At 66.8% G+C, this 23583-nt stretch carries 26 protein-coding genes; 9 read left to right on the top strand and 17 right to left on the bottom strand.

Annotated elements, in window-relative coordinates:
• Positions 1–68: 68 nt before the first annotated feature.
• Positions 69–812, top strand: coding sequence for a carboxy-S-adenosyl-L-methionine synthase CmoA (cmoA, locus tag ACIGFL_RS19385; protein WP_397498238.1), 744 nt, complete (start codon positions 69–71; stop codon positions 810–812).
• The gene (cmoB, locus tag ACIGFL_RS19390) at positions 809–1777 is read left to right on the top strand and encodes a tRNA 5-methoxyuridine(34)/uridine 5-oxyacetic acid(34) synthase CmoB (protein WP_397498239.1); all 969 of its coding nucleotides are present in this window, start codon (positions 809–811) and stop codon (positions 1775–1777) included. The genes cmoA and cmoB overlap by 4 nt, the downstream gene beginning before the upstream one ends.
• 33 nt (positions 1778–1810) lie before the next feature.
• On the opposite strand, the gene ACIGFL_RS19395 is transcribed toward cmoB, so the two are convergent.
• Entirely contained in the window at positions 1811–2074 is a 264-nt protein-coding gene (locus ACIGFL_RS19395; protein ID WP_397498240.1) for a hypothetical protein, read from the bottom strand.
• Between the two features lie 117 nt (positions 2075–2191).
• On the opposite strand from ACIGFL_RS19395, the gene ACIGFL_RS19400 reads away from it, so the two are divergent.
• Positions 2192–3076, top strand: coding sequence for a LysR substrate-binding domain-containing protein (locus ACIGFL_RS19400; RefSeq protein ID WP_397498241.1), 885 nt, complete (start codon positions 2192–2194; stop codon positions 3074–3076).
• Between the two features lie 64 nt (positions 3077–3140).
• Here ACIGFL_RS19400 and pdxJ read toward each other — a convergent pair whose 3' ends face one another.
• The 12 genes from pdxJ to rpoE all read right to left on the bottom strand — a co-directional run bounded on the left by pdxJ (position 3141) and on the right by rpoE (position 13530).
• On the bottom strand, positions 3141–3887 hold the full coding sequence (gene pdxJ / locus ACIGFL_RS19405; protein WP_397498242.1) for a pyridoxine 5'-phosphate synthase: 747 nt from the start codon (positions 3885–3887) through the stop codon (positions 3141–3143).
• On the bottom strand, positions 3880–4569 hold the full coding sequence (gene recO / locus ACIGFL_RS19410) for a DNA repair protein RecO (protein WP_397498243.1): 690 nt from the start codon (positions 4567–4569) through the stop codon (positions 3880–3882). The genes pdxJ and recO overlap by 8 nt, the downstream gene beginning before the upstream one ends.
• Before the next feature lie 55 nt (positions 4570–4624).
• Positions 4625–5524 (bottom strand): GTPase Era, encoded by a 900-nt coding sequence (gene era, locus ACIGFL_RS19415; RefSeq protein WP_397498244.1) that lies wholly within the window; start codon positions 5522–5524, stop codon positions 4625–4627.
• Positions 5517–6206: a ribonuclease III gene (gene rnc / locus ACIGFL_RS19420; RefSeq protein ID WP_021444828.1), complete on the bottom strand. Its 690-nt coding sequence runs from the start codon at positions 6204–6206 to the stop codon at positions 5517–5519. Before rnc ends, era begins: the two co-directional genes overlap by 8 nt.
• A complete protein-coding gene (locus ACIGFL_RS19425; RefSeq protein ID WP_397498245.1) occupies positions 6203–6580 on the bottom strand; it encodes a DUF4845 domain-containing protein in 378 nt (125 codons plus the stop codon). Before ACIGFL_RS19425 ends, rnc begins: the two co-directional genes overlap by 4 nt.
• Positions 6581–6667: 87 nt before the next feature.
• Positions 6668–7522: a signal peptidase I gene (lepB, locus tag ACIGFL_RS19430; protein ID WP_122108661.1), complete on the bottom strand. Its 855-nt coding sequence runs from the start codon at positions 7520–7522 to the stop codon at positions 6668–6670.
• 6 nt (positions 7523–7528) lie between these two features.
• Entirely contained in the window at positions 7529–9328 is a 1800-nt protein-coding gene (gene lepA / locus ACIGFL_RS19435) for a translation elongation factor 4 (RefSeq protein ID WP_021444825.1), read from the bottom strand.
• 150 nt (positions 9329–9478) lie between these two features.
• On the bottom strand, positions 9479–10903 hold the full coding sequence (locus ACIGFL_RS19440) for a DegQ family serine endoprotease (protein WP_397498246.1): 1425 nt from the start codon (positions 10901–10903) through the stop codon (positions 9479–9481).
• Positions 10904–10937: 34 nt separating this feature from the next.
• On the bottom strand, positions 10938–11393 hold the full coding sequence (locus ACIGFL_RS19445) for a SoxR reducing system RseC family protein (protein ID WP_397498247.1): 456 nt from the start codon (positions 11391–11393) through the stop codon (positions 10938–10940).
• Positions 11390–12337 carry a MucB/RseB C-terminal domain-containing protein gene (locus ACIGFL_RS19450; RefSeq protein WP_397498248.1) on the bottom strand — a complete coding sequence of 316 codons (948 nt, stop codon included), beginning with the start codon at positions 12335–12337 and terminating at the stop codon, positions 11390–11392. The genes ACIGFL_RS19445 and ACIGFL_RS19450 overlap by 4 nt, the downstream gene beginning before the upstream one ends.
• 8 nt (positions 12338–12345) lie before the next feature.
• Complete coding sequence (locus ACIGFL_RS19455) at positions 12346–12918, bottom strand: sigma-E factor negative regulatory protein (protein WP_021444821.1); 573 nt, start codon at positions 12916–12918, stop codon at positions 12346–12348.
• Between the two features lie 30 nt (positions 12919–12948).
• Complete coding sequence (gene rpoE / locus ACIGFL_RS19460; protein WP_003245473.1) at positions 12949–13530, bottom strand: RNA polymerase sigma factor RpoE; 582 nt, start codon at positions 13528–13530, stop codon at positions 12949–12951.
• 376 nt (positions 13531–13906) lie between these two features.
• Here rpoE and nadB point away from each other — a divergent pair, with 376 nt between their 5' ends.
• Positions 13907–15529 carry an L-aspartate oxidase gene (gene nadB, locus ACIGFL_RS19465; RefSeq protein ID WP_397498249.1) on the top strand — a complete coding sequence of 541 codons (1623 nt, stop codon included), beginning with the start codon at positions 13907–13909 and terminating at the stop codon, positions 15527–15529.
• On the opposite strand, the gene ACIGFL_RS19470 is transcribed toward nadB, so the two are convergent.
• Positions 15492–15950 carry a protein YgfX gene (locus ACIGFL_RS19470; RefSeq protein ID WP_397498250.1) on the bottom strand — a complete coding sequence of 153 codons (459 nt, stop codon included), beginning with the start codon at positions 15948–15950 and terminating at the stop codon, positions 15492–15494. The genes nadB and ACIGFL_RS19470 overlap by 38 nt on opposite strands.
• A complete protein-coding gene (locus ACIGFL_RS19475; RefSeq protein ID WP_021444818.1) occupies positions 15934–16188 on the bottom strand; it encodes a succinate dehydrogenase assembly factor 2 in 255 nt (84 codons plus the stop codon). The genes ACIGFL_RS19470 and ACIGFL_RS19475 overlap by 17 nt, the downstream gene beginning before the upstream one ends.
• 145 nt (positions 16189–16333) lie before the next feature.
• On the opposite strand from ACIGFL_RS19475, the gene ACIGFL_RS19480 reads away from it, so the two are divergent.
• The 3 genes from ACIGFL_RS19480 (at position 16334) to ACIGFL_RS19490 (ending at position 18983) form a co-directional block, all read left to right on the top strand.
• Complete coding sequence (locus ACIGFL_RS19480; protein WP_397498251.1) at positions 16334–17275, top strand: YgfZ/GcvT domain-containing protein; 942 nt, start codon at positions 16334–16336, stop codon at positions 17273–17275.
• A 46-nt stretch (positions 17276–17321) separates the two neighbouring features.
• Complete coding sequence (locus tag ACIGFL_RS19485; RefSeq protein ID WP_397498252.1) at positions 17322–18158, top strand: HDOD domain-containing protein; 837 nt, start codon at positions 17322–17324, stop codon at positions 18156–18158.
• 69 nt (positions 18159–18227) lie between these two features.
• Positions 18228–18983 carry a substrate-binding periplasmic protein gene (locus tag ACIGFL_RS19490; RefSeq protein WP_397498253.1) on the top strand — a complete coding sequence of 252 codons (756 nt, stop codon included), beginning with the start codon at positions 18228–18230 and terminating at the stop codon, positions 18981–18983.
• Here the strand turns inward: ACIGFL_RS19490 and ACIGFL_RS19495 are convergent.
• Both ACIGFL_RS19495 and ACIGFL_RS19500 read right to left on the bottom strand, forming a co-directional pair.
• Positions 18966–20360, bottom strand: coding sequence for a sensor histidine kinase (locus ACIGFL_RS19495; RefSeq protein ID WP_397498254.1), 1395 nt, complete (start codon positions 20358–20360; stop codon positions 18966–18968). The two genes, ACIGFL_RS19490 and ACIGFL_RS19495, sit on opposite strands and share 18 nt — an antisense overlap.
• Complete coding sequence (locus ACIGFL_RS19500) at positions 20357–21028, bottom strand: response regulator (RefSeq protein WP_397498255.1); 672 nt, start codon at positions 21026–21028, stop codon at positions 20357–20359. The genes ACIGFL_RS19495 and ACIGFL_RS19500 overlap by 4 nt, the downstream gene beginning before the upstream one ends.
• Before the next feature lie 261 nt (positions 21029–21289).
• On the opposite strand from ACIGFL_RS19500, the gene ACIGFL_RS19505 reads away from it, so the two are divergent.
• Complete coding sequence (locus tag ACIGFL_RS19505; RefSeq protein WP_397498256.1) at positions 21290–22555, top strand: OprD family porin; 1266 nt, start codon at positions 21290–21292, stop codon at positions 22553–22555.
• A gap of 31 nt (positions 22556–22586) precedes the next feature.
• A complete protein-coding gene (locus tag ACIGFL_RS19510) occupies positions 22587–23564 on the top strand; it encodes a tripartite tricarboxylate transporter substrate binding protein (protein ID WP_021443499.1) in 978 nt (325 codons plus the stop codon).
• Positions 23565–23583 lie beyond the last annotated feature (19 nt).

The following is a 23583-nucleotide window of genomic DNA, read 5'->3' on the forward strand; positions in this document are numbered from 1 at the left end:
TGCCTGTTCAGCCCGGCCGCGCTCTTGGCTAAAATGCCGGCCTTTTCCGCTGCCCGTTGCGACCGCCCGTGAGCCAAGAACCCGACCGTCTATTCGCCCAGCCGCTAGCCGAGGTGCCCGATTTCGTCTTCAACGAGGACGTGGTGCGGGTGTTCCCCGACATGATCAAGCGCTCGGTGCCCGGCTACCCGACCATAGTCGAGAACATCGGCGTGCTCGCCGGCCAGTTCGCCCAGCCACAAACTGTGCTGTACGACCTCGGCGCCTCGCTCGGCGCGGTGACCCAGGCGCTGCGCCGCCACGTGCGCGTCGATGGCTGCAGGGTGATCGCGGTGGACAACTCGCCGGCCATGGTCGCCCGCTGCAGCGAGTACCTGCACGCGCAGGACGCCATGTTCCAGGAACTGCTGCCGGCGGAAGTGATCGAGGCGGACATTCTTGCCTTCGAGCTGCAATCCGCCTCGCTGGTCACGCTCAACTTCACCCTGCAGTTCATCCCGCCGGAGCGGCGCCTGGAGCTGCTCACGCGCATCCGCCAGGCGCTGCTGCCGGGCGGCGCGCTGATCCTCTCGGAAAAGCTGCGCTTCGAGGACGCCGCCGAGCACGAGCTGCTCACCGAGCTGCACGTCGCCTTCAAGCGCGCCAACGGCTACAGCGAACTGGAAATCGCGCAGAAGCGCAGCGCCATCGAGAAGGTGATGCTGCCGGACAGCCTCCAGCAGCACCGCGAGCGCCTGCTGGCCGCCGGTTTCAGCCAGGTGGTGCCCTGGTTCCAGTGCCTGAACTTCGCCTCGCTGGTGGCCCTGCCATGATGCGCGATCTGGACCTCGACGCCCTGCAGGCGCAACTGGCCGGCACCCCGCTGCAGGACTGGGCGGCCGATCTACCCGGCCAGCTCGACGCCAAGCTGGCCATCGGTCACGGCGACCTAACGCGCTGGTACGGCGCCGTGCAGGCGCTGCCGTCACTGACAGTGAGCGAAGTGGAGCTGGCGCAGCGCTTCGCCCTCGGCGGCGCCTGCGACGAGGCCTGCCGCGCGCAATTGAAGACTGCACTGCAGGGGTTGATTCCCTGGCGCAAGGGGCCGTTCGAGCTGTTCGGCGTGCACATCGACACCGAGTGGCGCTCGGACTGGAAATGGCAGCGCGTCGCCCCCCACCTGGATCTGGCCGGCAAACGCATCCTCGACGTCGGCTGCGGCAACGGCTACTACATGTGGCGCATGCTCGGCGCCGGGGCTGGCAGCGTGGTCGGCATCGACCCCAACTGGCTGTTCCTCTGCCAGTTCCTGGCGATGAAGCGCTACCTGCCGGAGCAGCCGGTGTGGCACCTGCCGCTGGCCTTCGAGGAACTGCCGGCCAAGCTGCAGGGCTTCGACACGGTGTTCTCCATGGGCGTGCTCTATCACCGCCGCTCGCCCATCGACCACATGCTGGATCTCAAGGACGCGCTGGTCAAGGGCGGCGAACTGGTGCTGGAAACCCTGGTGGTCGAGGGCGACGCCGAACAGGTGCTGGTCCCCGAGGATCGCTACGCGCAGATGCGCAACGTCTGGTTCCTGCCCTCGGTCCCGGCGCTGCAGCGCTGGCTGCGCCGCGCCGGCTTCGAGGACGTGCGCTGCGTGGACGTCAGCACCACCTCGGTGGACGAACAACGCGCCACCGAGTGGATGCGCTTCCAGTCGCTACCGGAATTCCTCGACCCGGCCGACCACAGCCGCACCGTAGAAGGCCTGCCGGCGCCGACCCGCGCCGTGCTGATCGCGCGCAAGCCGTAGCCCCGGTGCGCCACGCGCACCGCCAGCTAGGCCCTACCGACCACGCAACCAGCACGCCCGCCGCTGCGCGATCAGCCGTAGCGGTTCGCTCGCCCCCTGCTCCACCACGCCGCGGGCACTGCCCAGGCGAATCCACCCCTCGGCATCCTGCGCCAGCAGACGGCGCATGCGCCGACGCCAGCACCAGGCGCCGATCCTGTCGGCGATGGCGTTCTGCAGATCCAGCGGCCACATGGCCGGCAGATAGAACTCGGGCATGGCTGGACGCGACTTGTCGCACTCGTTCGAACCTTTCATGGCCTTTCCTCCTGTTCAGTGCCGGCTTCTGGCCGGGCTTGCGAGCAGGATGAAACGCGCCTATCGTTCAAACAAACGACAAATATCAAACCATGAGTTAATTATTATTTAACGATCATGAACACGGCAGCCCCCATCTCCCTACCGCTGCTGGAAAGCGATGTGCTGCGTACCTTCGTCGCCATCGCCGACAGCGGCAGTTTCACCCGCACCGCGGCGCAGGTGTTTCGCAGCACGGCGGCCGTCAGCCTGCAGATCAAACGCCTGGAGGAAAGCCTCGGCCAGCGCCTGTTCGTCCGCGAGGCCAGGCGCGTGCGCCTGACCGCCGAGGGTGAGCTGCTGCTGGGTTATGCCAGGCGCCTGCTCAGGCTCAACGAGGAGGCGGTGGCGCAGTTTCTCCAGCCGGCGCTGAGCGGCCGGGTCTGCCTGGGCATCCCGAACGATCTGAGCACCCGCGTGCTGCCTGGCGTGCTGACCAGCTTCGCCCGCAGCCATCCGGCCGTGCAGGTGGACGTCTGCGTGGGACGCAGCGTGGATCTGGTGGCCAAACTGGAGCTGGGCGAACTCGACCTGTGCCTGATCGAGACCGGCAATCAGGGCCTGGACGATACGCTCGGCGTGGTGGTCCATACCGAGCCGCTGGTCTGGGCAGGTCGCGACGGCGGCCTGGCGGTACAGCGCTCACCGCTGCCGCTGGCCCTGGCCAATCCCGGCTGCGCCTGGCGCCGTGCGGCGCTGGACGCCCTCGACCGGATTGGCCTGGACTATCGCGTGGCGTACTCCTGCGATCAAAGTGCGGGGCAGGAAGCGGCGATGATCGCCGATCTGGCGATAGCCCCCTTCCCGCGCGGTATGGTCCGGCCGCCGCTACGTCGCCTGGGCGAGGAGCACGGCCTGCCGCCGCTGGACGACTACCAGATCAGGCTACTGCGCGGCACTCAGGCCAACGACACCATCGAGGCACTCGCCACGCAGGTGATTCAGGCGTTTACGCAAAGCTGAACGGCGCGCATCGGATACGGGGCGGTGCGCATGGCCTAGGCGGCGCCGCGACGCCCTGCAGCGGCTAACCGCGATTGGCCGCCGCGACGATCAGCGCCTTCATCTCCGCCACCGCCTGCTTGAAGCCGACGAACAGCGCGTGGGCGACGATGGCGTGGCCGATGTTCAGCTCGTTGATCCCGGCAATCGCCGCCACCGCCTCGGCGTTATGGTAGTGCAGGCCATGCCCGGCGTTGACGATCAGGCCATGCTGCAGGCCGCAGGCGACGCCGTCGCGGATACGCGCCAGTTCGCGGGCGGCTTCCTCGGGGGTATGGGCATCGGCGTAGCGCCCGGTGTGCAGTTCGATGGCCGGCGCACCGACGCGCCGGGAAGCCTCGATCTGCCGCGCCTCGGCGTCGATGAACAGCGACACCTCGCAGCCGGCGCGGGAAAGCCGCTCGACCGCGGCGGCGATGCGCGCCTCCTGGCCGGCCACGTCGAGGCCGCCTTCGGTGGTCAGCTCCTGACGGGTTTCCGGCACCAGGCAGACGTGCGCCGGGCGGATCTGCTCGGCGAAGTCGAGCATGAAGTCGGTGACGCCCATCTCGAAGTTCATCCGCGTCTGCAGCACCTCGGCGAGGATCCTCACGTCGCGATCCTGGATATGCCGGCGATCCTCGCGCAGGTGCACGGTGATACCGTCGGCGCCGGCCTCCTCGGCATCCAGCGCGGCTTTCACCGGATCGGGGTAGCGGGTGCCACGGGCCTGGCGCAGGGTGGCGACGTGATCGATGTTCACGCCTAGCAGGATTCGGTTGGCGTCAGTCACGCTTGGGCTCCTTGAGCGTCATGAAGAGTTCGCGGCTGACCAGCGGTCGGCCGCCCAGATGGGGTGCCAGCGCCTGACGCATCAGGCGCTTGGCCGCGGCCAGGGCGCCGGGGGCGCTCCAGTCGGCCTCGGCCATGGCCAGCAGGTCGCGACCGTGGAACACCCCGGGCTGCAATTGCGCCACCGGCACCAGGCCGGCGTCCAGCTGCCAGCGGTACAGGCCGTCGGGCGCGACCGGCGCGCCCTGCTGGTCGCGATCCAGGGCGAAACCATAGCCCAACTCGTCCAGCAGGCGCCATTCGAAGGCACGCAGCAAGGGCTCCAGCGGCCGGCCGGCAGCCAGCGCCTGCAGCGTCAGGGCGTAGTGATCGAGCATCCGCGGGTGCGGGTCTTCGGCCGGCAGCAGGCGGATCAGCAATTCGTTGAGGTAGAGCCCGGAGAACAGCGCCTCGCCGCTCAGCAGCAGCGGAATGCCGGCGCTTTCCAGACGCCCGACCGTCTTCAGCTCGCCACGCCCGCGCAGCTCCAGCTCCAACGGGGCGAACGGCCGGGCGATGCTGCCGGCCTTGCCGCGCGCGGCGCGCAGCACGGCGCGCAGGCGCCCCTGGGGGGTGAAGAAATCCACCAGGGCGCTGCTTTCCTTGTACGGACGGCTATGCAGGACGTAGGCGGCGTGGCTCATCGGCGTGGCCGCCTGGGTACTCTATGACGGGCACCGATGGTGCGCACGGCGCGGTCTACTCCAGGTAGCCCAGCGAGCGCAGCGCGCGCTCGTCGTCGGACCAGCCACCCTTGACCTTGACCCAGAGGTTGAGCATGACCTTGGAGTCGAACAGCACCTCCATGTCCTTGCGCGCCTCCTGGCCGATGCGTTTGATGCGCTCGCCCTTGTCGCCGATGATGATCTTCTTCTGCCCGTCGCGCTCCACCAGGATCAGCGCATGGATATGCAGAATGCGCCCTTCCTGCTTGAACTCCTCGATCTCCACGGTGATCTGGTAGGGCAGTTCGGCGCCGAGCTGACGCATGATCTTCTCGCGCACCAGTTCGGCGGCGAGGAAACGGCTGGAGCGGTCGGTGATCTGGTCTTCCGGGAAGAAGTGCTCGCCTTCCGGCAGGCGCTCGGCCACCAGCTGCTCCAGGGTGTCGAGGTTGCTGCCCTGCTGCGCCGAGATCGGCACCACTTCGGCGTTCGGCAGCTGCTGCTGCAGCCATTGCAGGTGCGGGATCAGCTCGGCCTTTCCCTCGAGGCGGTCGACCTTGTTCACCGCCAGGATCACCGGTCCCTGCACGTACTGAACGCGCTCGAGCACCATCTGGTCTTCGTCGGTCCAGCGCGCGCGGTCGACCACGAAGATCACCACGTCGACGTCCTTGAGCGCCGAGGCCGCGGTCTTGTTCATGTAGCGGTTGAGCGCCTTGTCGCTGTTCTTGTGCAGGCCGGGGGTGTCGACGTAGACCGCCTGGATCTCGCCCTCGGTCTTGATCCCGAGCATGTTGTGGCGCGTGGTCTGCGGCTTGCGCGAGGTGATCGCCAGCTTCTGCCCGAGGATATGGTTGAGCAGCGTCGATTTGCCCACGTTGGGGCGACCGACGATGGCGACATAGCCGCAGCGGCTCACAGGTGCATCAGTCATTGCCGTTCTCCACCCCGAGGGCGATCAGTGCCGCAGCCGCGGCGACCTGCTCGGCGATACGCCGGCTGCCGCCCTGGCCCAGGGTCTTTTCATTGAGCAGGGCCACCTGGCACTCGACCATGAAGGTACGGCAGTGCGGCTCGCCCTGAATGTCCACCACCTCGTAACGGGGCAGTTCGCAGGCGCGCGATTGCAGAAACTCCTGCAGGCGCGTCTTCGGGTCCTTGTTGGTGTCGACCAGCGTCAGGCCATCGAGCTCGCCGGTCAACCAGTCCAGCACGCGCTCGCGCGCCGCCTCCATGCCGGCATCCAGGTAGATGGCGCCGATCAGCGCCTCCAGGGCATCGGCGAGGATCGACTCGCGGCGGAAACCACCGCTTTTCAGCTCGCCCGAGCCCAGGCGCAGGTACTCGCCCAGCTCGAAGCCGCGCGCCAGCACGGCCAGGGTCTCGCCCTTGACCAGGCGCGCGCGCAGGCGCGACAACTGGCCCTCGCGCGCCTGCGGGAAGCGCTCGAACAGCGCCTCGCCGGCGACGAAGTTGAGGATGGCATCACCGAGGAATTCCAGGCGTTCGTTGTTGCGCCCGGCGAAACTGCGATGGGTCAGGGCCAGGACCATCAGGTCCTGGTCCTTGAAGCTGTAACCGAGCTTGCGCTCGAGGCGGGACAGGTTGGAACTCACGGCATGCGTACACGAAATTCTTTGTCGAAGTTCGCCACCAGATCGAGGTTCTCGATCAGCGGCTCGCGTTTCTCATACTTCAGGTGGACCAGGAACTCGTTGTTCTCCACCTTGACCTTGACCGCGTCGCGCAGGTTCAGGTCGCGGATGTTGTTGACCTGCATGCCCTTGCTGACATGGTTGTAGAAATCGCCGACGGTGCGCACTTCCTGCGCGGCGTCGGTTTCCACCGAGGTGATGATCTTTTCCATCGACATGTAGTCGAGGTAGTGCGGCATCATCTTGAAGGCCGTGCTGGCGAAAAACGCCACCACGGCCAGTACCATCAGCCAGCCCAGAATGGACAGGCCCTGCTGCGAACGCGCGAAAGTCATGTGTATCCCCAATAGACGGTCTTGTTTGGAGCCTTGCGGCAAGACTATTTATAGCCTGCGGCGCAGCCGAAAGCAGCGCGCCAGTGCTCAATGAATCAGGCCGACACGGGAGAAATTGGGCAGGTTGCTGGTCTTGGGCTCCGGCCAGCTCATCCAGATGGCGAAGGCCTTGCCGACGATATGATCGTCCGGGACCATGCCCCACAGCGCCTGCGGGATCTTGCGGTCGCGCCAGTAGCGGCTGTCGTTGGAGTTGTCGCGGTTGTCGCCCATCATGAAATAGTGCCCTTGCGGCACCACCCACTCGCCGCCGGGTTCGCGGCGCATGCGGCTCATTTCCTTGCGGATGGTGTGCTGCACCTGGCCCAGGCGTTCCTGATAGAGCATCGCGCTGCCCAGGCTGCCGGCTTCTTCGCCGAGCAGCTTCTCCGCGACCGGCTCGCCGTTGATCAGCAGACGCTTGCCCTGGGTGTACTGGATGCGGTCGCCGGGCAGGCCGACCACACGCTTGATGTAGTTGATGGTCGGGTCGCTGGGATAGCGGAACACCATGACGTCGCCGCGCAGCGGGTTGTCCACCTCGATCACCTTGGTGTCGAGTACCGGCAGGCGGATGCCGTAGGCGAACTTGTTGACCAGGATGAAATCGCCCACTTCCAGGGTCGGCTTCATCGAGCCGGAGGGAATCTGGAACGGCTCGACCAGAAAGGAGCGCAGCACCAGGACGATGGCCAGCACCGGGAAGAACGACTTGCCGTACTCGACCAGCAAGGGCTCCTTGCTCAACCGCTCCAGCACGCGCTCGTCGGGCTCGTCGACGCGCCCCTGATAGGCGGCGATGGCCGAACGCCGGCGCGGCGCCAGCAGAACCAGGTCGACCAGAGCCAGAAAGCCGCAAACGGCGACCGCGATAACCAACAGGAGCGGGAAATTGATCGACATAGAGCCTTAGCTATCCAACCTGAGCACGGCAAGGAAGGCTTCCTGTGGGATTTCCACGTTACCGACCTGCTTCATGCGTTTCTTACCAGCCTTCTGCTTCTCCAGCAGCTTTTTCTTACGGCTGACGTCGCCGCCGTAACACTTGGCCAGTACGTTCTTTCTGAGCGCCTTGACCGTGGTTCGCGCGATGATCTGGCCGCCAATGGCGGCCTGGATCGCCACGTCGAACATCTGCCGCGGGATCAGTTCCTTCATTTTCTCGGTCAGTGCACGGCCCTTGTAGGCCGCGTTGTCGCGATGCACGATCAAGGCCAGGGCATCGACCTTGTCGCCGTTGATCAGCACGTCCAGCTTGACCAGGTTGGCCGACTGGTAGCGATCGAAATGATAGTCCAGTGACGCATAGCCGCGGCTGGTCGACTTGAGCTTGTCGAAGAAGTCCAGCACCACCTCGTTCATTGGCAGGTCGTAACGAACCTGAACCTGAGAACCGAGGAACTGCATGTCGCGCTGCACGCCGCGCTTCTCGATGCACAGGGTGATGACGTTGCCCAGGTGCTCCTGCGGCACCAGGATGGTCGCGGTGACGATCGGCTCGCGGAAGTCGGCGACGGCCGAGACATCTGGCAGCTTGGACGGGTTGTCGACGGTGATGGTTTCCCCGGTCTTGAGCTCAAGCTCATAGATCACGCTCGGCGCGGTGGTGATCAGGTCCAGGTCGTATTCGCGCTCCAGGCGCTCCTGGATGATCTCCATGTGCAGCATGCCGAGGAAGCCGCAACGGAAGCCGAAGCCCAGCGCGTCGGAGCTTTCCGGCGCGTACTGCAGCGACGAGTCGTTGAGGGTCAGCTTCTGCAGGGCATCGCGGAAGTCCTCGAAGTCGTCGGAGCTGACCGGGAACAGGCCGGCGTAGACCTGCGGCTGGATTCTCTTGAAGCCTGGCAGCACCTCGACCTCGGGGGTCGAGGACAGGGTCAGGGTGTCGCCCACCGGCGCACCATGAATGTCCTTGATGCTGGCGATGATGAAGCCCACTTCACCGGCTTTCAGATCGGCAGTGGCGGTGTGTTTCGGGGTGAAGACGCCGACGCTGTCGACCAGGTGCACCTTGCCGGTGGACTTGACCAGGATCTTGTCACCTTTCTTGACGCGGCCCTGACGCACGCGCACCAGCGAGACCACGCCGAGGTAGTTGTCGAACCAGGAGTCGATGATCAGCGCCTGCAACGGCGCTTCGATATCCCCGGTCGGCGCCGGAATGGTCTGCACCAGGCGCTCGAGCACCTCGTCCACGCCCATGCCGCTCTTCGCGCTGCAGGCCACAGCGTCGGTGGCGTCGATGCCGATGATCTTCTCGATCTCGTCCTTGACGCGATCAGGGTCGGCCTGGGGCAGGTCCATCTTGTTCAGCACCGGCATGACCTCGAGGCCCTGCTCGATGGCGGTGTAGCAGTTGGCCACCGACTGCGCCTCGACGCCCTGACCGGCATCGACCACCAGCAGCGCGCCCTCGCAGGCCGCCAGGGAGCGGCTGACCTCATAGGTGAAGTCGACGTGACCGGGGGTATCGATGAAGTTCAGCTGGTAGGTCTTACCGTCCCGCGCCTTGTAGTGAAGGGTAACGCTGTGGGCCTTGATGGTGATGCCGCGCTCACGCTCCAGATCCATGGAGTCCAGGACCTGAGCCTCCATTTCACGTGCGGCGAGGCCGCCGCACATCTGGATGAAACGGTCAGCCAAGGTGGACTTGCCGTGATCGATGTGGGCAATGATGGAAAAATTGCGGATATGACTCAGGTCACTCACAGATCAACACTCGAAGAAGGCACAGGCAAGACGCTTGCCGAAATAGCCGCGGATTGTACCCGATCCCTCACGACCGCGTCACGCCCGCACCGCGCTGGTGCAGATACGCAGAAGGGCGCCCGAAAGCGCCCTTCTTCAGCGTTGCCCGGATTACTCTGCCAACTTGAAGGTGATAAAGCTGGCGCGCCCCTGGCGTAGCACGCGCATCGACACCGAACGGTTCTTCGGCAGCGCCTGCGCAACCTTGGCGAAGGTGGCGGTGGAGTCGATGGCCTGGTTGTTCAGGTGGGTGATCACGTCGCCCGGACGCAGGCCGATCATCGCCGCCGGGCCGTTGAGCACCTCCTTGACCACCACTCCCCCCTTGAGGTCGAGACCCTTCTTCTGCTCGGCGGTCAGCTCCACCACGCTCACGCCCAGGCGGTTGTTGCTGCGTTCGCCGCCCGGCGTGCCGGCGGCCGCCAGCTCCTGCCCCTCTTCCGGCAGGGTGCCGATGGTGAGCCTGAGCTTCTTGCGCGAGCCTTCGCGCACCACGTCCATCTCGGCCTTCTCGCCCGGCTTGAGACCGCCGACCAGATGCGGCAGGTCGGCCGACATGACGATGGGCTTGCCGTTGAGGCTGAGGATCACGTCACCGACCTGCAACCCACCCTTGTCCGCCGGGCCGTCTTCCAGCACCTGGGCGACCAGCGCGCCGGCCGGCTTGTCCAGGCCGAAGGATTCGGCCAGGTCCTTGTTCACTTCCTGAATCACCACGCCGAGCCAGCCGCGGGTGACCTTGCCGTCCGCCTTGAGCTGGTCTGCCACCTGCAGCGCCACTTCCATGGGAATGGCGAAGGACAGCCCCATGAAGCCACCGGAGCGGGTGAAGATCTGCGAATTGATGCCGACCACTTCGCCCTGCAGGTTGAACAGCGGACCGCCGGAGTTGCCGGGGTTGATCGCCACGTCGGTCTGGATGAACGGCACGTAGCTATCGCTCGGCAGGTTGCGGCCCTTGGCGCTGACGATGCCGGCGGTCACCGAGTGGTCGAAGCCGAAGGGCGAGCCGATGGCCAGCACCCACTCGCCGACCTTGAGTTCGTCGGACTTGCCCAGGCGCACGGTGGGCAGATTCTCGCCCTCGACCTTGAGCAGGGCCACGTCGCTGCGCGGGTCGGCGCCGATCAGTTTGGCCTCCAGCTCGCTACGATCGGACAGGCGCACGATGATCTCGTCGGCGTCGGCGACCACATGGTTGTTGGTCAGCACATACCCGTCGGCGGAGATGATGAAGCCCGAGCCGAGCGACTGCGCCTCGCGCTGGCGACCGCCGCCGGGGCCGCGCGGCACTTGGGGAATGTTGCGCTCGAAGAACTCACGAAACATTGGCGGCAGGCCTTCCAGGTCGGGCATGCCCGGCTGGATGCCGGCCACCCGCTCCGGCACCTTCTGCCGGGTGCTGATATTGACCACCGCCGGCGAAGCTTCCTCCACCAGTTCGGTGAAGTCGGGCAGGCTGGCCTGGGCCAGCAGACTCTGCCCCCAGAGCAGGGCAACCGCCAACAGCGGCGCAACGGATCTGAGCTTTCTCATCGACTACGACTCCCCATATGGAACGCAAACACTCTCAACTCGCCGCCGGCCCACCGGCCAGCAGCGCACGCAGGACAACGGGTTGCAAGGTCGGATCGTCGGCGACGCGCGACGCGCGCCAGCGCACCAGCAGCCAGGTGGCGAACAGACCGACAAGAGCACCGAGGATGACCCAGGGCTCGCTCAGGCCAAGGCCGTCGGCCAGCAGGGCGGCGCCCAACAGGCCGAGCAACGGCAACAGATAGACCAGCAGCGAGCTGCGCACCAGCAGGTCTTCGCGCACGCCGATCACCACGGCGTCGCCCACCGCGAGCTGCAACTGACAGAGGGCGCGCACATAACCACGCTGGCGGCCGACACCGAGACGCTCCATCAGCCCTTGGCCGCAGGCAGCATTGGCCGAACAGCTGGAACAGGTGCTCTTGCGCAGTGTCTCGACCCAGACCGCGCCGGGCTCGACCGCCACCACGCGACCCTGTTCTTCGATCATTGACTGACCTGTTCGGAGGCCCCGGCACGCATGGACAGGGCGATACGTTCGGCGGTACCCAGGGGGATCTCGCCGACCACGGTGACCATCACGTCGCCGGCCTCGGTGGCCATGCGCCGCGACACCGCGACGGTAGGACCGAGCTGGCTGCGTGCGTCTTCCACCACCGCTCCCTGCAGGGGCTCGAGAAAGACCGAGAAACGCGCCAGGCCGTCGCCGTACATCAGGCAGGCGACCGCCTCGTCGGAGGCAGGACTGCGCCGCAGCTGGGCGGCGTTGAGGGTGAAACCGGGGGGCAACCAGTCCGAACGCCAGCTGCCTTCGGCCACCTGATCGACCGAACGCAAGCGTACCGGACGGCAGCGCGAACTGGGTTGCAGGGCGCCTGCCTCGGGGGCCGCGGTCTGCAGCTGGGTGAACTGGAAGCGCTCCAGCAACTGACCCTTTTCGTTGAGCAGCAGGGATTTCAGCGGCAGACCGGTTTCCTGGTCCAGGTGCAATTCGAAGCCGTAGCGATGCTGATCCTTGGGTGCCAACACCAGCACCACGGCGTTGCGTCCGGCGATGCGCGACTGGCCGGCGACGCGGATGTCGTACCAGTTGCCCAGTTGCTCGGCGTCCAGATGCCGTGCCGGCCAGGCCTGGGCGTCGCCGACCTGGTCGGCCAGCGCGCCGCTGACGCATTGGGTCTGGCCGTCGACCTTGAGCACTTCCTGGGCCGGGCCGTCGAGCTGCAGCAGGCGTTCGCGGATCGAACCGCCCTCCTCTACCCGATGCCACACGCTGTGGGTGGAGAAACTGCCGTTGCGTTCGTAAACGAAGGTGCCCTGAAAGCTCTGCCCACGCTCGGCTTCGGCGAGGCGCTTGAGCCAATCTTGTGCATCAGCGGCATGAACCGGCAACGCCAGCCAGCCGCTGAGAAGAAAGAGAGGGATCGCGCGCATGTGACTCCTTAGCGGTTTTCCAGGCTGGCGGCTCGCGCATAAGGCAATGCGGTCTCACCGGCACTCATCGCCGCCTGCTGCGTGTGCTGGCGCAGGTAGGTCGGCAGACGCTGCTCATGCCAGCCGGCGGTGCCGGGCTTGGCGGCTTCGCTCGACGCCTCGCCGCTGCTGTATCCAGCCAGCAGCGCCGGCCCTTGCACCTGCGGCACAGACAGCGTCGGCGCAGCGTCCTGCTGGGCCAACTGGCTGCCACTCAGTTCGTCCTGGTTGTACAGGCGCACGCCGGCAAGCACTGCAACGGTCACCGAAGCGGCCACCGCGAGACGACCGACACTGCGCCACAGCGGCGCCTTGCGCACCGGCACGACCTCGTCGGCCAGCGCCGCCGAGACCGCCGCGGCGATATCCAGGCGCGGCTCCAGCAATTCCCTGTGCATGGCCGCACGGGCGATCTGGTAACGCGACCAGGTGCCACGCAGCTCGCCATCCTCACTGGCCGCGAGCACACGCCGCAGCTCCAGTTCGTCCGCTTCGTTATCCATCACCGCGGACAGCGATTCCTGCAGGGTTTCACGACTCATGGTGTTCCTCTCTTGGCTGTCGCCGCTGCCTCAGGCTTCCTGCAACAAAGGTTGCAGAGATTTATCAATGGCCTCACGCGCACGGAAGATCCGCGAACGCACGGTACCCACCGGACACTGCATGACACTGGCAATGTCCTCGTAACTCAGACCCTCGAACTCGCGCAGGGTCAAAGCCGTGCGCAAGTCGTCCGGTAGCTGGGCGATGGTTCGATGCACCGTGGCCTCGATCTCATCGCGCAGCAATGCCCGTTCCGGTGACTCGATGTCCTTGAGGGCGTGGTCGCCATCGTAGAACTCCGCGTCATCGCTACTGACATCACTATCTGGCGGCCGCCGACCGCGGGACACCAGATAATTCTTCGCCGTGTTGATGGCGATGCGGTACAGCCAGGTATAGAACGCGCTGTCACCGCGAAAGTTTCCAAGCGCCCGGTACGCCTTGACGAAGGCTTCCTGGGCAACGTCCTGAGCCTCGTGGGTGTCGTGCACGAATCGCACGATCAAACCGAGGATCTTGTGCTGATACTTCAGCACCAACAGATCGAAGGCGCGCTTGTCGCCGCGCTGCACTCGTTCGACCAGTTGCTGATCATCTTCCTGGGTTAGCATGCACTCTCCTCATGATGCTTGGAGGAGGCTTGCGCCCCTGAGCGAATCAGCCTGCCAAGATAGACTCGGGCCTCGCGCAAAAGTTCTCCCCTCCAAGCAAGCTTCCCGCAGAGTCTGTTTTTCCCTCTGCCGGAGCGGCGCCAACGGGACGCATCCCGCTCGCGCGAATAATTTATCGCCACACGTTTTCCCAATTGATCGACGGTTTGACCGAAGATCGAGCGGGCACGCGCCGGCGCTCTCCCTTATATGGGCGACCCTGTATGGAACCTTAACGACTAAGAAAGTTCCCGAGCACTGCGGTCGGTCATAAGCTGGCTATTGTGCCGCCGACCCTCTCTATATACTAGGGCTCGCATTCCCGCGGAATTCGGACATGAACCAACACTTCCAGCACGACGTTCTGGTCATCGGCAGCGGCGCCGCCGGCCTGACTCTCGCCCTCACCCTGCCCGCCCGGCTGCGCATCGCCGTGCTGAGCAAGGGCAACCTGGCCAATGGCTCGACCTACTGGGCACAGGGCGGCGTGGCGGCGGTGCTGGACGACACCGACACCGTCGAATCCCACGTCGCCGACACCCTCAATGCCGGCGCCGGCCTGTGCCGTGAAGACGCCGCGCGCTTCACCGTGGAACACAGCCGCGAAGCCATCCAGTGGCTGATCGACCAAGGCGTGCCCTTTACCCGCGACGACCAGACCGCGCGCGAGGACGGCGGCTTCGAATTCCACCTGACCCGCGAGGGCGGCCACAGCCACCGGCGCATCATCCACGCCGCCGACGCCACCGGCGCGGCGATCTTCAACACCCTGCTGGAACGGGCTCGCCAACGGCCCAACATCGAGCTGCTGGAACAGCGCGTGGCGGTCGACCTGATCACCGAGCGCAAGCTCGGCCTGCCTGGCGAACGCTGCCTGGGCGCCTACGTGCTCGATCGCGCACGCGGCGAGGTGGACACCTTCAGCGCGCGCTTCGTGATTCTCGCCACCGGCGGCGCGGCCAAGGTCTACCTCTACACCAGCAACTCCGACGGCGCCTGCGGCGACGGCATCGCCATGGCCTGGCGCGCCGGCTGCCGGGTGGGCAACCTGGAATTCAACCAGTTCCACCCCACCTGCCTCTACCACCCGCAGGCGAAGAACTTCCTGATCACCGAGGCGCTGCGCGGCGAAGGCGCCCTGCTCCGCCTGCCCAGCGGCGAGCGCTTCATGCCGCGCTTCGACGAACGCGGCGAGCTGGCCCCGCGCGACATAGTCGCGCGCGCCATCGACCACGAGATGAAGCGTCTCGGTATCGACTGCGTCTACCTGGACATCAGCCACAAGCCGGCTGAGTTCATCAAGAATCACTTCCCCACCGTCTACGAACGCTGCCTGGGCTTCGGCATCGACATCACCCAGGAGCCGATCCCGGTGGTGCCGGCGGCGCACTACACCTGCGGCGGCGTGGTGGTCGACCAGCACGGGCGCACCGATGTACCCGGCCTGTACGCCATCGGCGAAACCAGCTTCACCGGCCTGCACGGCGCCAACCGCCTGGCCAGCAACTCGCTGCTGGAATGCTTCGTCTACGCCCGTTCGGCCTGCGCCGATATCGTAGACCAGCTCGACCAGGTCGCGATGCCGGCCGACCTGCCCGGCTGGGACGCCAGCCAGGTCACCGACTCGGACGAGGATGTGATCATCGCGCACAACTGGGACGAGCTGCGGCGCTTCATGTGGGACTACGTCGGCATCGTGCGCACCAACAAACGCCTGCAGCGCGCCGAGCACCGCGTGCGCCTGCTGCAGGGCGAGATCAACGAGTTCTACAGCAACTACAAGGTCAGCCGCGACCTGATCGAGCTGCGCAACCTGGCGCTGGTCGCCGAACTGATGATCGAGTCGGCGATGCGCCGCCACGAGAGCCGCGGCCTGCACTACACCCTGGATTACCCCGAGCAGTTGGCCGAGGCGCGCGACACTATCCTGACCCCGGCGCAGCCCAGCGCCGGCGGCTGAACTTCAGGCGCAGACGCAGGCGCCTGTGCAGCTCGCGCGGCAGCGCATCGCGGGGAATGCACAGACCGCGGCCGAAACGCTCGCCCGGCCGACGAAAGCGCAGCACCACCGCCAGCGGCAAGGCCAGGCTATCTGGGCGCAACTGCACCGGCTGCCAGCCCTGCGCGGCGCTCCACAGCTGCCAGCCGAGGGCATCGCGACGCAACCCGCGCACGGCATGGGGCGAAGACAGCAGGATATGCCGCGGCAGCACCCAGGCGGCATGCGCCAGGCACAACGCCAGCGCCAGAACCTTGCCCCACAGGGGCACGGCGGCCAGCCAGGGCGCCAGCAGAGCCAGCGCCAAAGCGGCCAGATAGAGCCTCAGCAGCCAGCGCGAGGGCTGCCAATGGCATTCGAACACCTCACTGAGGTTGGACACGGTCCAGGATCATGCGCACCATGCGCTTGAGGTCGGCGTCTTCCGGCTCGCCGCGCTGCATGAACCAGCCGAACATGTCCTGATCCTCGCACTCCAGCAGCTTGCGGTAGCGCGCCCGGTCGTCGGCATCCAGGTTGGGGTAGACCTCCTTGACGAAGGGCACCAGCAGTACGTCCAGCTCCAGCATGCCGCGACGGCTGTGCCAGAACAGGCGGTTGAGTTCGGTTGCGTCGACCATGGAACGGCTCCTTGAAAGAGGCCGGCAGTATAACGGCGAAAAGTCTCGCTGTTGACCCGAAGCGACGACCGCGCCCGCTGACAAGCGCCTATCGCGCCCTCTATGATGACGCCCCTGTCTTTTCTCCAGCGACTCGATTCCCACCATGGCCGATAGCGCGTACTTCACCCTCCTCGACCACGAAGGCCTGCTCGCCGTGCGCGGCGCGGATGCCGGCAAGTTTCTCCAGGGCCAGCTGACCTGCAACCTCGACTACCTGTCCGCCACCCAGTCCAGCCTGGGCGCCCGCTGCACGCCCAAGGGGCGCATGCTGTCGAGCTTTCGCATCGTCCCGGTGGACGGCGGCTACCTGCTGGCCATGGCGCGCGAGCTGGTCGCGGCGCAACTGGCCGACCTGCAGAAGTACGCGGTGTTCTCCAAATCCAAACTGAGCGACGAAAGCGCCGCCTGGGTGCGCTTCGGCCTGGCCGGCGGCGACGCCCTGCTGGCCGAGCTGGGCCTGGAGCTGGGCGCCGAGCGCGATGCCCTGGCCAGCGCCGGCGAGCTGCTGGCCGTGCGCCTCGGCGACGGCCGCGCCGAGCTCTGGGCGCCGGCCGCTGCCGCCGAAGGCCTGCACAGCCGACTGGCCGCCGCGCTGCCGCAGGCGCCGCTCAACGACTGGCTGCTGGCCCAGGTGCGCGCTGGCGTCGGCCAGGTGTTCGGCGCCAGCCGCGAGCTGTTCATTCCGCAGATGCTCAACCTGCAGGCCCTCGGCGGCGTCAGCTTCAAGAAGGGCTGCTACACCGGCCAGGAAATCGTTGCGCGCATGCAGTACCTGGGCAAGCTCAAGCGGCGCCTGTACCGCCTGCGCCTGAGCGGCACGGACACCCCGGCCGTCGGCGTCGAGCTGTTCTCGCCGGTGCACGGCTCCAGCGTCGGCGAAGTGGTGCTGGCCGCCCAGGCGGGCGATACCGTTGAGCTGCTCGCCGTGTTGCAGGAAGATGCCGTCAACGATGGCCGTCTCCATCTCGGCAGCGGCGAAGGCCCAACGCTGACTTTGCTCGATCTGCCTTATCAGCTGGATGCCGACCAGGAAATCCAGCGCTGACTAAACTGCCCTGGCGCCGCATCGGATCGCCTAAGAGAGCCCATTGATGAGCAAGCTTGCCGAAAGAGTCCAACAGGAACTGATCCACGCCATCGAGAACGACGAGCTGGTGCTGCCCACCCTGCCCGAGGTGGCGCTGAAGGTGCGCGAAGCCGCGGAAGATCCGGATATCGGCATCCCGCAGATCAGCAAGGTGATCGGCAACGACGCCGCGCTCACCGCGCGCATCATCAAGGTGGTCAACAGCCCGCTGCTGCGCACCAACAAGGAAATCACCGACCTGCAGATGGCGGTCAGCCGCCTGGGCATCAACTACACCTGCAACCTGGCCACCGGCCTGGCCATGGAGCAGATGTTCCAGGCCACCAGCGACGTGGTCGACCGCAAGATGCGCGAGGTGTGGAACAAGAGCACCGAGATCGCCGGCATCTGCCATGTGCTGTGCCGCCACTACACCCGCCTGATGCCGGACCAGGCCACCCTCGCCGGCCTGGTGCACCAGATCGGCGTGCTGCCGATCCTCACCTACGCCGAGGAACACAACGAACTGCTGGCCGACTCCATCAGCCTCAACCACGTGATCGAACAGATCCACCCGATCATCGGCGACAAGATCCTGCGCACCTGGGAGTTTCCCGAGCCGATCGCCATGGTGCCCAGCCAGTACCTGAACTTCGCCCGCGACTCGGCCAAGGTCGATTACGTCGACATCGTCCAGGTCGCCACCCTGCAGAGCTACCTGGGCAGCGAGCACCCCTACACCCAGCTGGACTGGAGCACGGTGCCGGCCTTCGCCAAGCTCGGCCTCGACCCCAAGGTCGACATGCAGGCCGACGAAGACCTCTCCGCCGCCATGGAAGCGGCCATGAGCATGCTGCAATAAAAGCGTCGCGGCGCGGCTGACAATCTGCCTCTAGACTCAAGCCCACAGGTTCGTCGGAAGCCGTCACGCATGCGCCTCGTCCTTCTCCTCTGCACCCTACTGCTGGGTAGCCTGCAGGCTGCCGAGCCGCTGCGCCTGACCAACGGCGAGTGGCCGCCCTACCTGGGCGAGCGCCTGCCGCATCACGGCGTGGCCTCGCGCATCGTCGCCGAGGCCTTCGCCCTGCAAGGCATCGAGGTGCAGTGGGAATTCCACCCCTGGGCACGCTCGCTGAAACTGGCCGAACAGGGCCAGCGCGACGGCAGCGCGGTGTGGCTGTACAGCGCCGAGCGCGCGCAGCGCTTCCATATCAGCGACCCGGTGGTGGAAAGCGGCTACTACCTGTTTCACCGCAAGAGCCGCACCTTCGACTGGAACGCGATCGACGACCTGCGCGGCCTGCGCATCGCCGGCACGCGCGGCTACGACTACGGCGCGGCCTTCCAGCAGGCGGAGGCGGCGGGCGAACTGCAGGTGACCCGCATGACCAGCGACGAACAGGGTTTTCGCCAGCTGCTGGCCGGCCGCGTCGAGCTGTTTCCGATGGACAAGGTGGTCGGCTTCGACATGCTCTACCAGCACTTCAGCGCCGCCGACCGCGCCCGCCTGAGCTTCCACCCCATACCGCTGCGCAGCGACAGCCTGCACCTGCTGCTGTCGCGCGAGGTGCCCGGCAACGCCGAGCGCATCGCGCGCTTCAACCGCGGCCTGGCGCAGCTGCGCGACAGCGGCAAGGTCGCGCAGTACCTGCTGGAGATCCAGCAGCCGTTAAGCCTCACCCCCTAACGGGAACTCCACCCGCACCCGCAACCCATGCGGCTGCACCTGGTGCAGGCTGATCTGCGCCTGGTGCGCGCGGCAGATCTCACCGACTATGGCCAGCCCCAGGCCGGCGCCGCTGCTCTGCGCGCCGCGCCGGTAGAAGCGCTCGAAGACCTTCTGATGCTCGTCCTCGGGAATCCCCGGGCCGTCGTCCTCCACCTCCAGCAGCGCCGGGGCCAGCACCCGCAGGATCAGGTTGCCGCCGGCCGGGGTGTGCGCCAGGGCATTGTCGATCAGGTTGTTGAGCAGCTCGTTGAGCAGGGTCGGCTCGCCGTCGATCCACACCGGCTGCTCGGCCTCCAGGGCCAGGGCGACGCCGCGGGCATGGGCCAGCGGCGCCATCGCCAGGCCCAGCTCGCGCGCCAGCTGGCTGAGGTCGATGCGCTGCGCGCCACCCTCGGCGATGGCCCGCGCGCCGCTTTCGATACGCGCCAGCGACAGCAGCTGGTTAGCCAGCTGGGTCAGGCGATCGCCCTGCTGCGCCACCTGCTCCAGGGTGTCGCGCCACGCCTGCGGTTGCTCGGCGCGCAGGCCCAGGGCGATGCGCGCCTTGAGCGCCGCCAGCGGCGTGCGCAGCTCGTGGGCGGCGTCGGCGATAAACTGCGACTGGCGCTCGAACAGCCCGCGCAGGCGCTCGTTGAACTGGTTGAGCGCCTCCACCAGCGGCAGCACCTCGCGCGGCAAGCCGGCATCGGGCAGCGGCTGCAGGTCGTCGCTGGCGCGTTCGGCTACCACCCGGCGCAGGGTCTCCAGCGGGCGCAGGGCCAGGCTCACCGCCAGCCACACCAACAGCAGCGCGCTGACCGATAGCAGGCCCATGCGCCACAGGGTGCCGACCAGCAGTTCGCGGGCCATGCGCTCGCGCGCGCCCTGGGTCTCGGCCACGCGAATTTCCGCCATACCGTTGAGCTGCGGCTCGCTGACCGGCTGCAGCAGGCTGACCACGCGCACACCCTGGCCGCGGTACTCGGCGTCGTAGAAATGCGCCAGCGCCGGGTAGTCGTCGGTGCGCCGGGTGCCGGGCGGCGCCGGCGGCAGGTCCTCGTAGCCGGAGACCTGCTCACCGCGATGACCGAGCACCTGGTAGTAGATACGCCCGGCGCTGTCGTAGGCGAAGGTGTCCAACGCCACGTAGGGGATATTGGCCCTGAGCCTGCCATCCTCGGCGTACAGGCCGTCGGCCACCGCCCGCGCCGAGGCCAGCAGGGTGCGGTCGTAGGCGGTGTCGGCGGCGCGCCGGGCGCTCCAGTAGGCGCTCAGGCTGCTCAGTAGCAGGATCAGCGCCAGCAGCAGCGCCAGGCGCCGCAGCAGGCGGCCGCGCAGGCTGGCGCCGCGGCTCATGCCTCGATCGCCTCCAGCAGGTAGCCGAGGCCACGGAAGGTGACGATGCGCACCGCACGCCCTTCGAGCTTCTTGCGCAGGCGGTGGACGTAGATCTCGATGGCGTCGGCGCTGGCCTCCTCGTCCAGGCCGAACACCTGAGCGGCCAGCTGTTCCTTGCTCATCACCCGTCCGGGGCGGGCGATCATCGCCTCCAGCACCGCCTGCTCGCGAGCGGTCAGGCTCAGCGCCTCGCCGTCCAGGCTGAAGCGCCGCGCGCCGAGGTCGTAGACCAGCGTGCCGCAGCGCTGCAGCTGTTCGCCGCCGAGCACGCTACGGCGCAGCAGGGCCTTGACCCGTGCCTCCAACTCGGACAGCTCGAAGGGCTTGGCCAGGTAGTCGTCGGCGCCCAGGTTGAGGCCGTGCACCCGGTCCTTGACCTCGCCGCGCGCGGTGAGCATCAGCACCGGCAGGGTCTGGCCGCGGTCGCGCAGGCGCGCCAGCACGGCGAAGCCGTCGAGCCGGGGCAGGCCGATATCGAGAATCGCCAGGGCGTAGTCCTCGCTGGACAAGGCCAGGTCGGCGGCCACCCCGTCGTGCAGCACGTCCACCGTCCAGCCGGCGCCCTTGAGCGCCTGGGCCACGCTTTCCGCCAACTGCGGATGGTCTTCGACCAGCAGAATCCGCACCGCCACCTCCGCCTGCAGCATCGTTCGAGGCGCGCAGTGTAGCGCCGTTGCGGCTGCTGTGAATTGCCGAGATGCCAGCAGGAGGCCCGCCTGCGGACCGTCGCAGGCGACGTCAAAAAACGCTCCAGGCGTTTTTTTCAGTGCTGAAAGCCTGGCGAAAGCTTGCCTCTCTAGCATCGCCTCATGGTGGCTCGATCCACCTGCTCGAGCGACCCTGCAGTGGTGCGAGGTCGCGACAAAAACAAGAATGGAGACCACAAGATGCACGCAGCCTCACGTCAGGCCCTGCCACCTGTCCGCCTGCTCTGCCTGGCCATCGCCGCTGCCGGCGCCGCCCCTCTCGCCAACGCCGCCTTTATCGACGACAGCACGGCCAGCCTGACCGCCACCAACATCTACCTCAACCGCGATTTCCGTGAAGGCACCGGGCAGAACAAGCGCGAGGAATGGGGCCAGGGTTTCTGGCTCGACGTGCAGTCCGGCTACACCGACGGCAGCGTCGGCTTCGGCGTCGACGCCATGGGCCTGCTCGGCGTCAAGCTCGACTCCGGCGGCGGCCGCACCGGCACCGACCTGCTGCCGGTGCAGGACGACGGCGGCACCCCGGACGAGTTCAGCCGCCTGAGCCTGACCGCCAAGGTCAAGGTCTCCGCCACCGAGCTGCGCTACGGCTCGCATGTGCCCGAGCTGCCGGTGGTCAAGGCCAGCGACAGCCGCCTGCTGCCGCAGGTGTTCGAGGGTGGTCTGCTGACCTCCTCCGAGCTGGACGGCCTGACCTTCACCGGTGGCCGCCTGGACAAGGTGATCGACCGCGCCTCGACCAACTCCGAAGACCTGCTGCTCAACAGCAAGAACCGCCGCTTCGCCGCCGGCATCGCTGCCGATCACCTGGATCTGCTCGGCTTCGACTACGACTTCGGCCAGGGTTTCAGCGGCCGCTACTTCTACGCCGAGCTGGACGACATCTACCGCCAGCACTTCGTCGGCCTGTTGAGCAAACACCCGCTCGGCGCCGGCACCCTGAGCAGCGACGTACGCCTGATGCTCAGCGACGACACCGGTGCGGCCAACGCCGGCAAGGTCAACAACCGCGCCTTCAACGCCATGCTCAGCTACGGCATCGGCAGCCACAAGTTCGGCCTGGGTTTCCAGGACATGAGCGGCGACACCGGCTATGCCTATATCGACGGCAGCGACCCCTACCTGGTCAACTTCGTGCAGATCAACGACTTCGCCAACGCCGACGAGCGCTCCTGGCAGGCCCGTTACGACTTCAGCTTCACCAACCTCGGCCTGCCCGGGCTGAGTTTCATGACCCGCTATATCAAAGGCAGCGACGCGCAGATCGCCGGCTCGGACGACACCGGCGGCGAATGGGAACGCGACATCGAGTTCAAGTACGTAGTGCAGAGCGGCCCGCTCAAGGACCTCTACCTGCGCCTGCGCAACGCCAGCTTCCGCTCCGATTTCGCCCGCGATGCGGACGAGAACCGTGTCATCGTCGGCTACACCCTGCCGATCTGGTAACCCACAATAAGATTCGCGAGGAGAACCCATCATGAAATCTGCCCTGACCCGTGCCGCCCTGACGGTTTCCTGCCTGGCCTTCGCCGGCCAGCTGCTGGCCGCCGAGCCCAAGCGCCCCGAATGCATCGCCCCGGCCAAGCCCGGCGGCGGTTTCGACCTGACCTGCAAGCTGGCCCAGAGCGGCCTGAAAGACAGCGGCCTGCTCAAGGCGCCGATGCGCGTCACCTACATGCCCGGCGGCGTCGGCGCGGTGGCCTACAACGCCGTGGTCGCCCAGCGCGCCAAGGACCCGGGCACCATCACCGCCTTCTCCTCAGGCTCCCTGCTCAACCTGGCCCAGGGCAAGTTCGGCCGCTACGACGAGAACGCCGTGCGCTGGCTGGCCGCCATCGGCACCGACTACGGCGCCATCACCGTGCGCGCCGACTCGCCCTGGCAGAACCTCGGCGACCTGGTCGCGGCGCTGAAGAAAGATCCGACCAGCGTGGTGTTCGGTGCCGGTGCCACCATCGGCGGCCAGGACTGGATGCAGACCGCGCTGATCGCCCGCGCCGCCGGCATCGATCCGCAGACCCTGCGCTACGTGGCCTTCGAGGGCGGCGGCGAAACCCTCACCGCCATGCTCGGCGGCCACGTCCAGGTCACCTCCAGCGGCCTCGGCGAAGTCACCCCGCAGCTGGCCGCCGGCAAGGTGCGCATCCTCGCCGTGCTGTCCGACGAGCGTCTGCCGGGCAAGCTGGGCGACATCCCCACCGCCAAGGAGCAGGGCTTCGACATCAGCTGGCCGGTGATCCGCGGCTTCTACATGGGCCCGCAGGTCAGCGACGAGCAGTTTGCCTGGTGGCAGGGCCAGTTCGAGCAGATGCTCGCCCGCGACGACTTCGCCACCCTGCGCGAGCAGCGCGACCTGTTCCCGCTGGCGCTGACCGGCGACGAGCTCAACGCCTTCGTGCTCAAGCAGGTGCAGGAGTACAAGGCGCTGGCCGGCGAGTTCGGCCTGGTTCAGTAATCCGCCTGCACAACCCGCC

Source organism: Pseudomonas sp. NPDC077649 (assembly GCF_044542855.1).
Lineage (GTDB): Bacteria > Pseudomonadota > Gammaproteobacteria > Pseudomonadales > Pseudomonadaceae > Aquipseudomonas.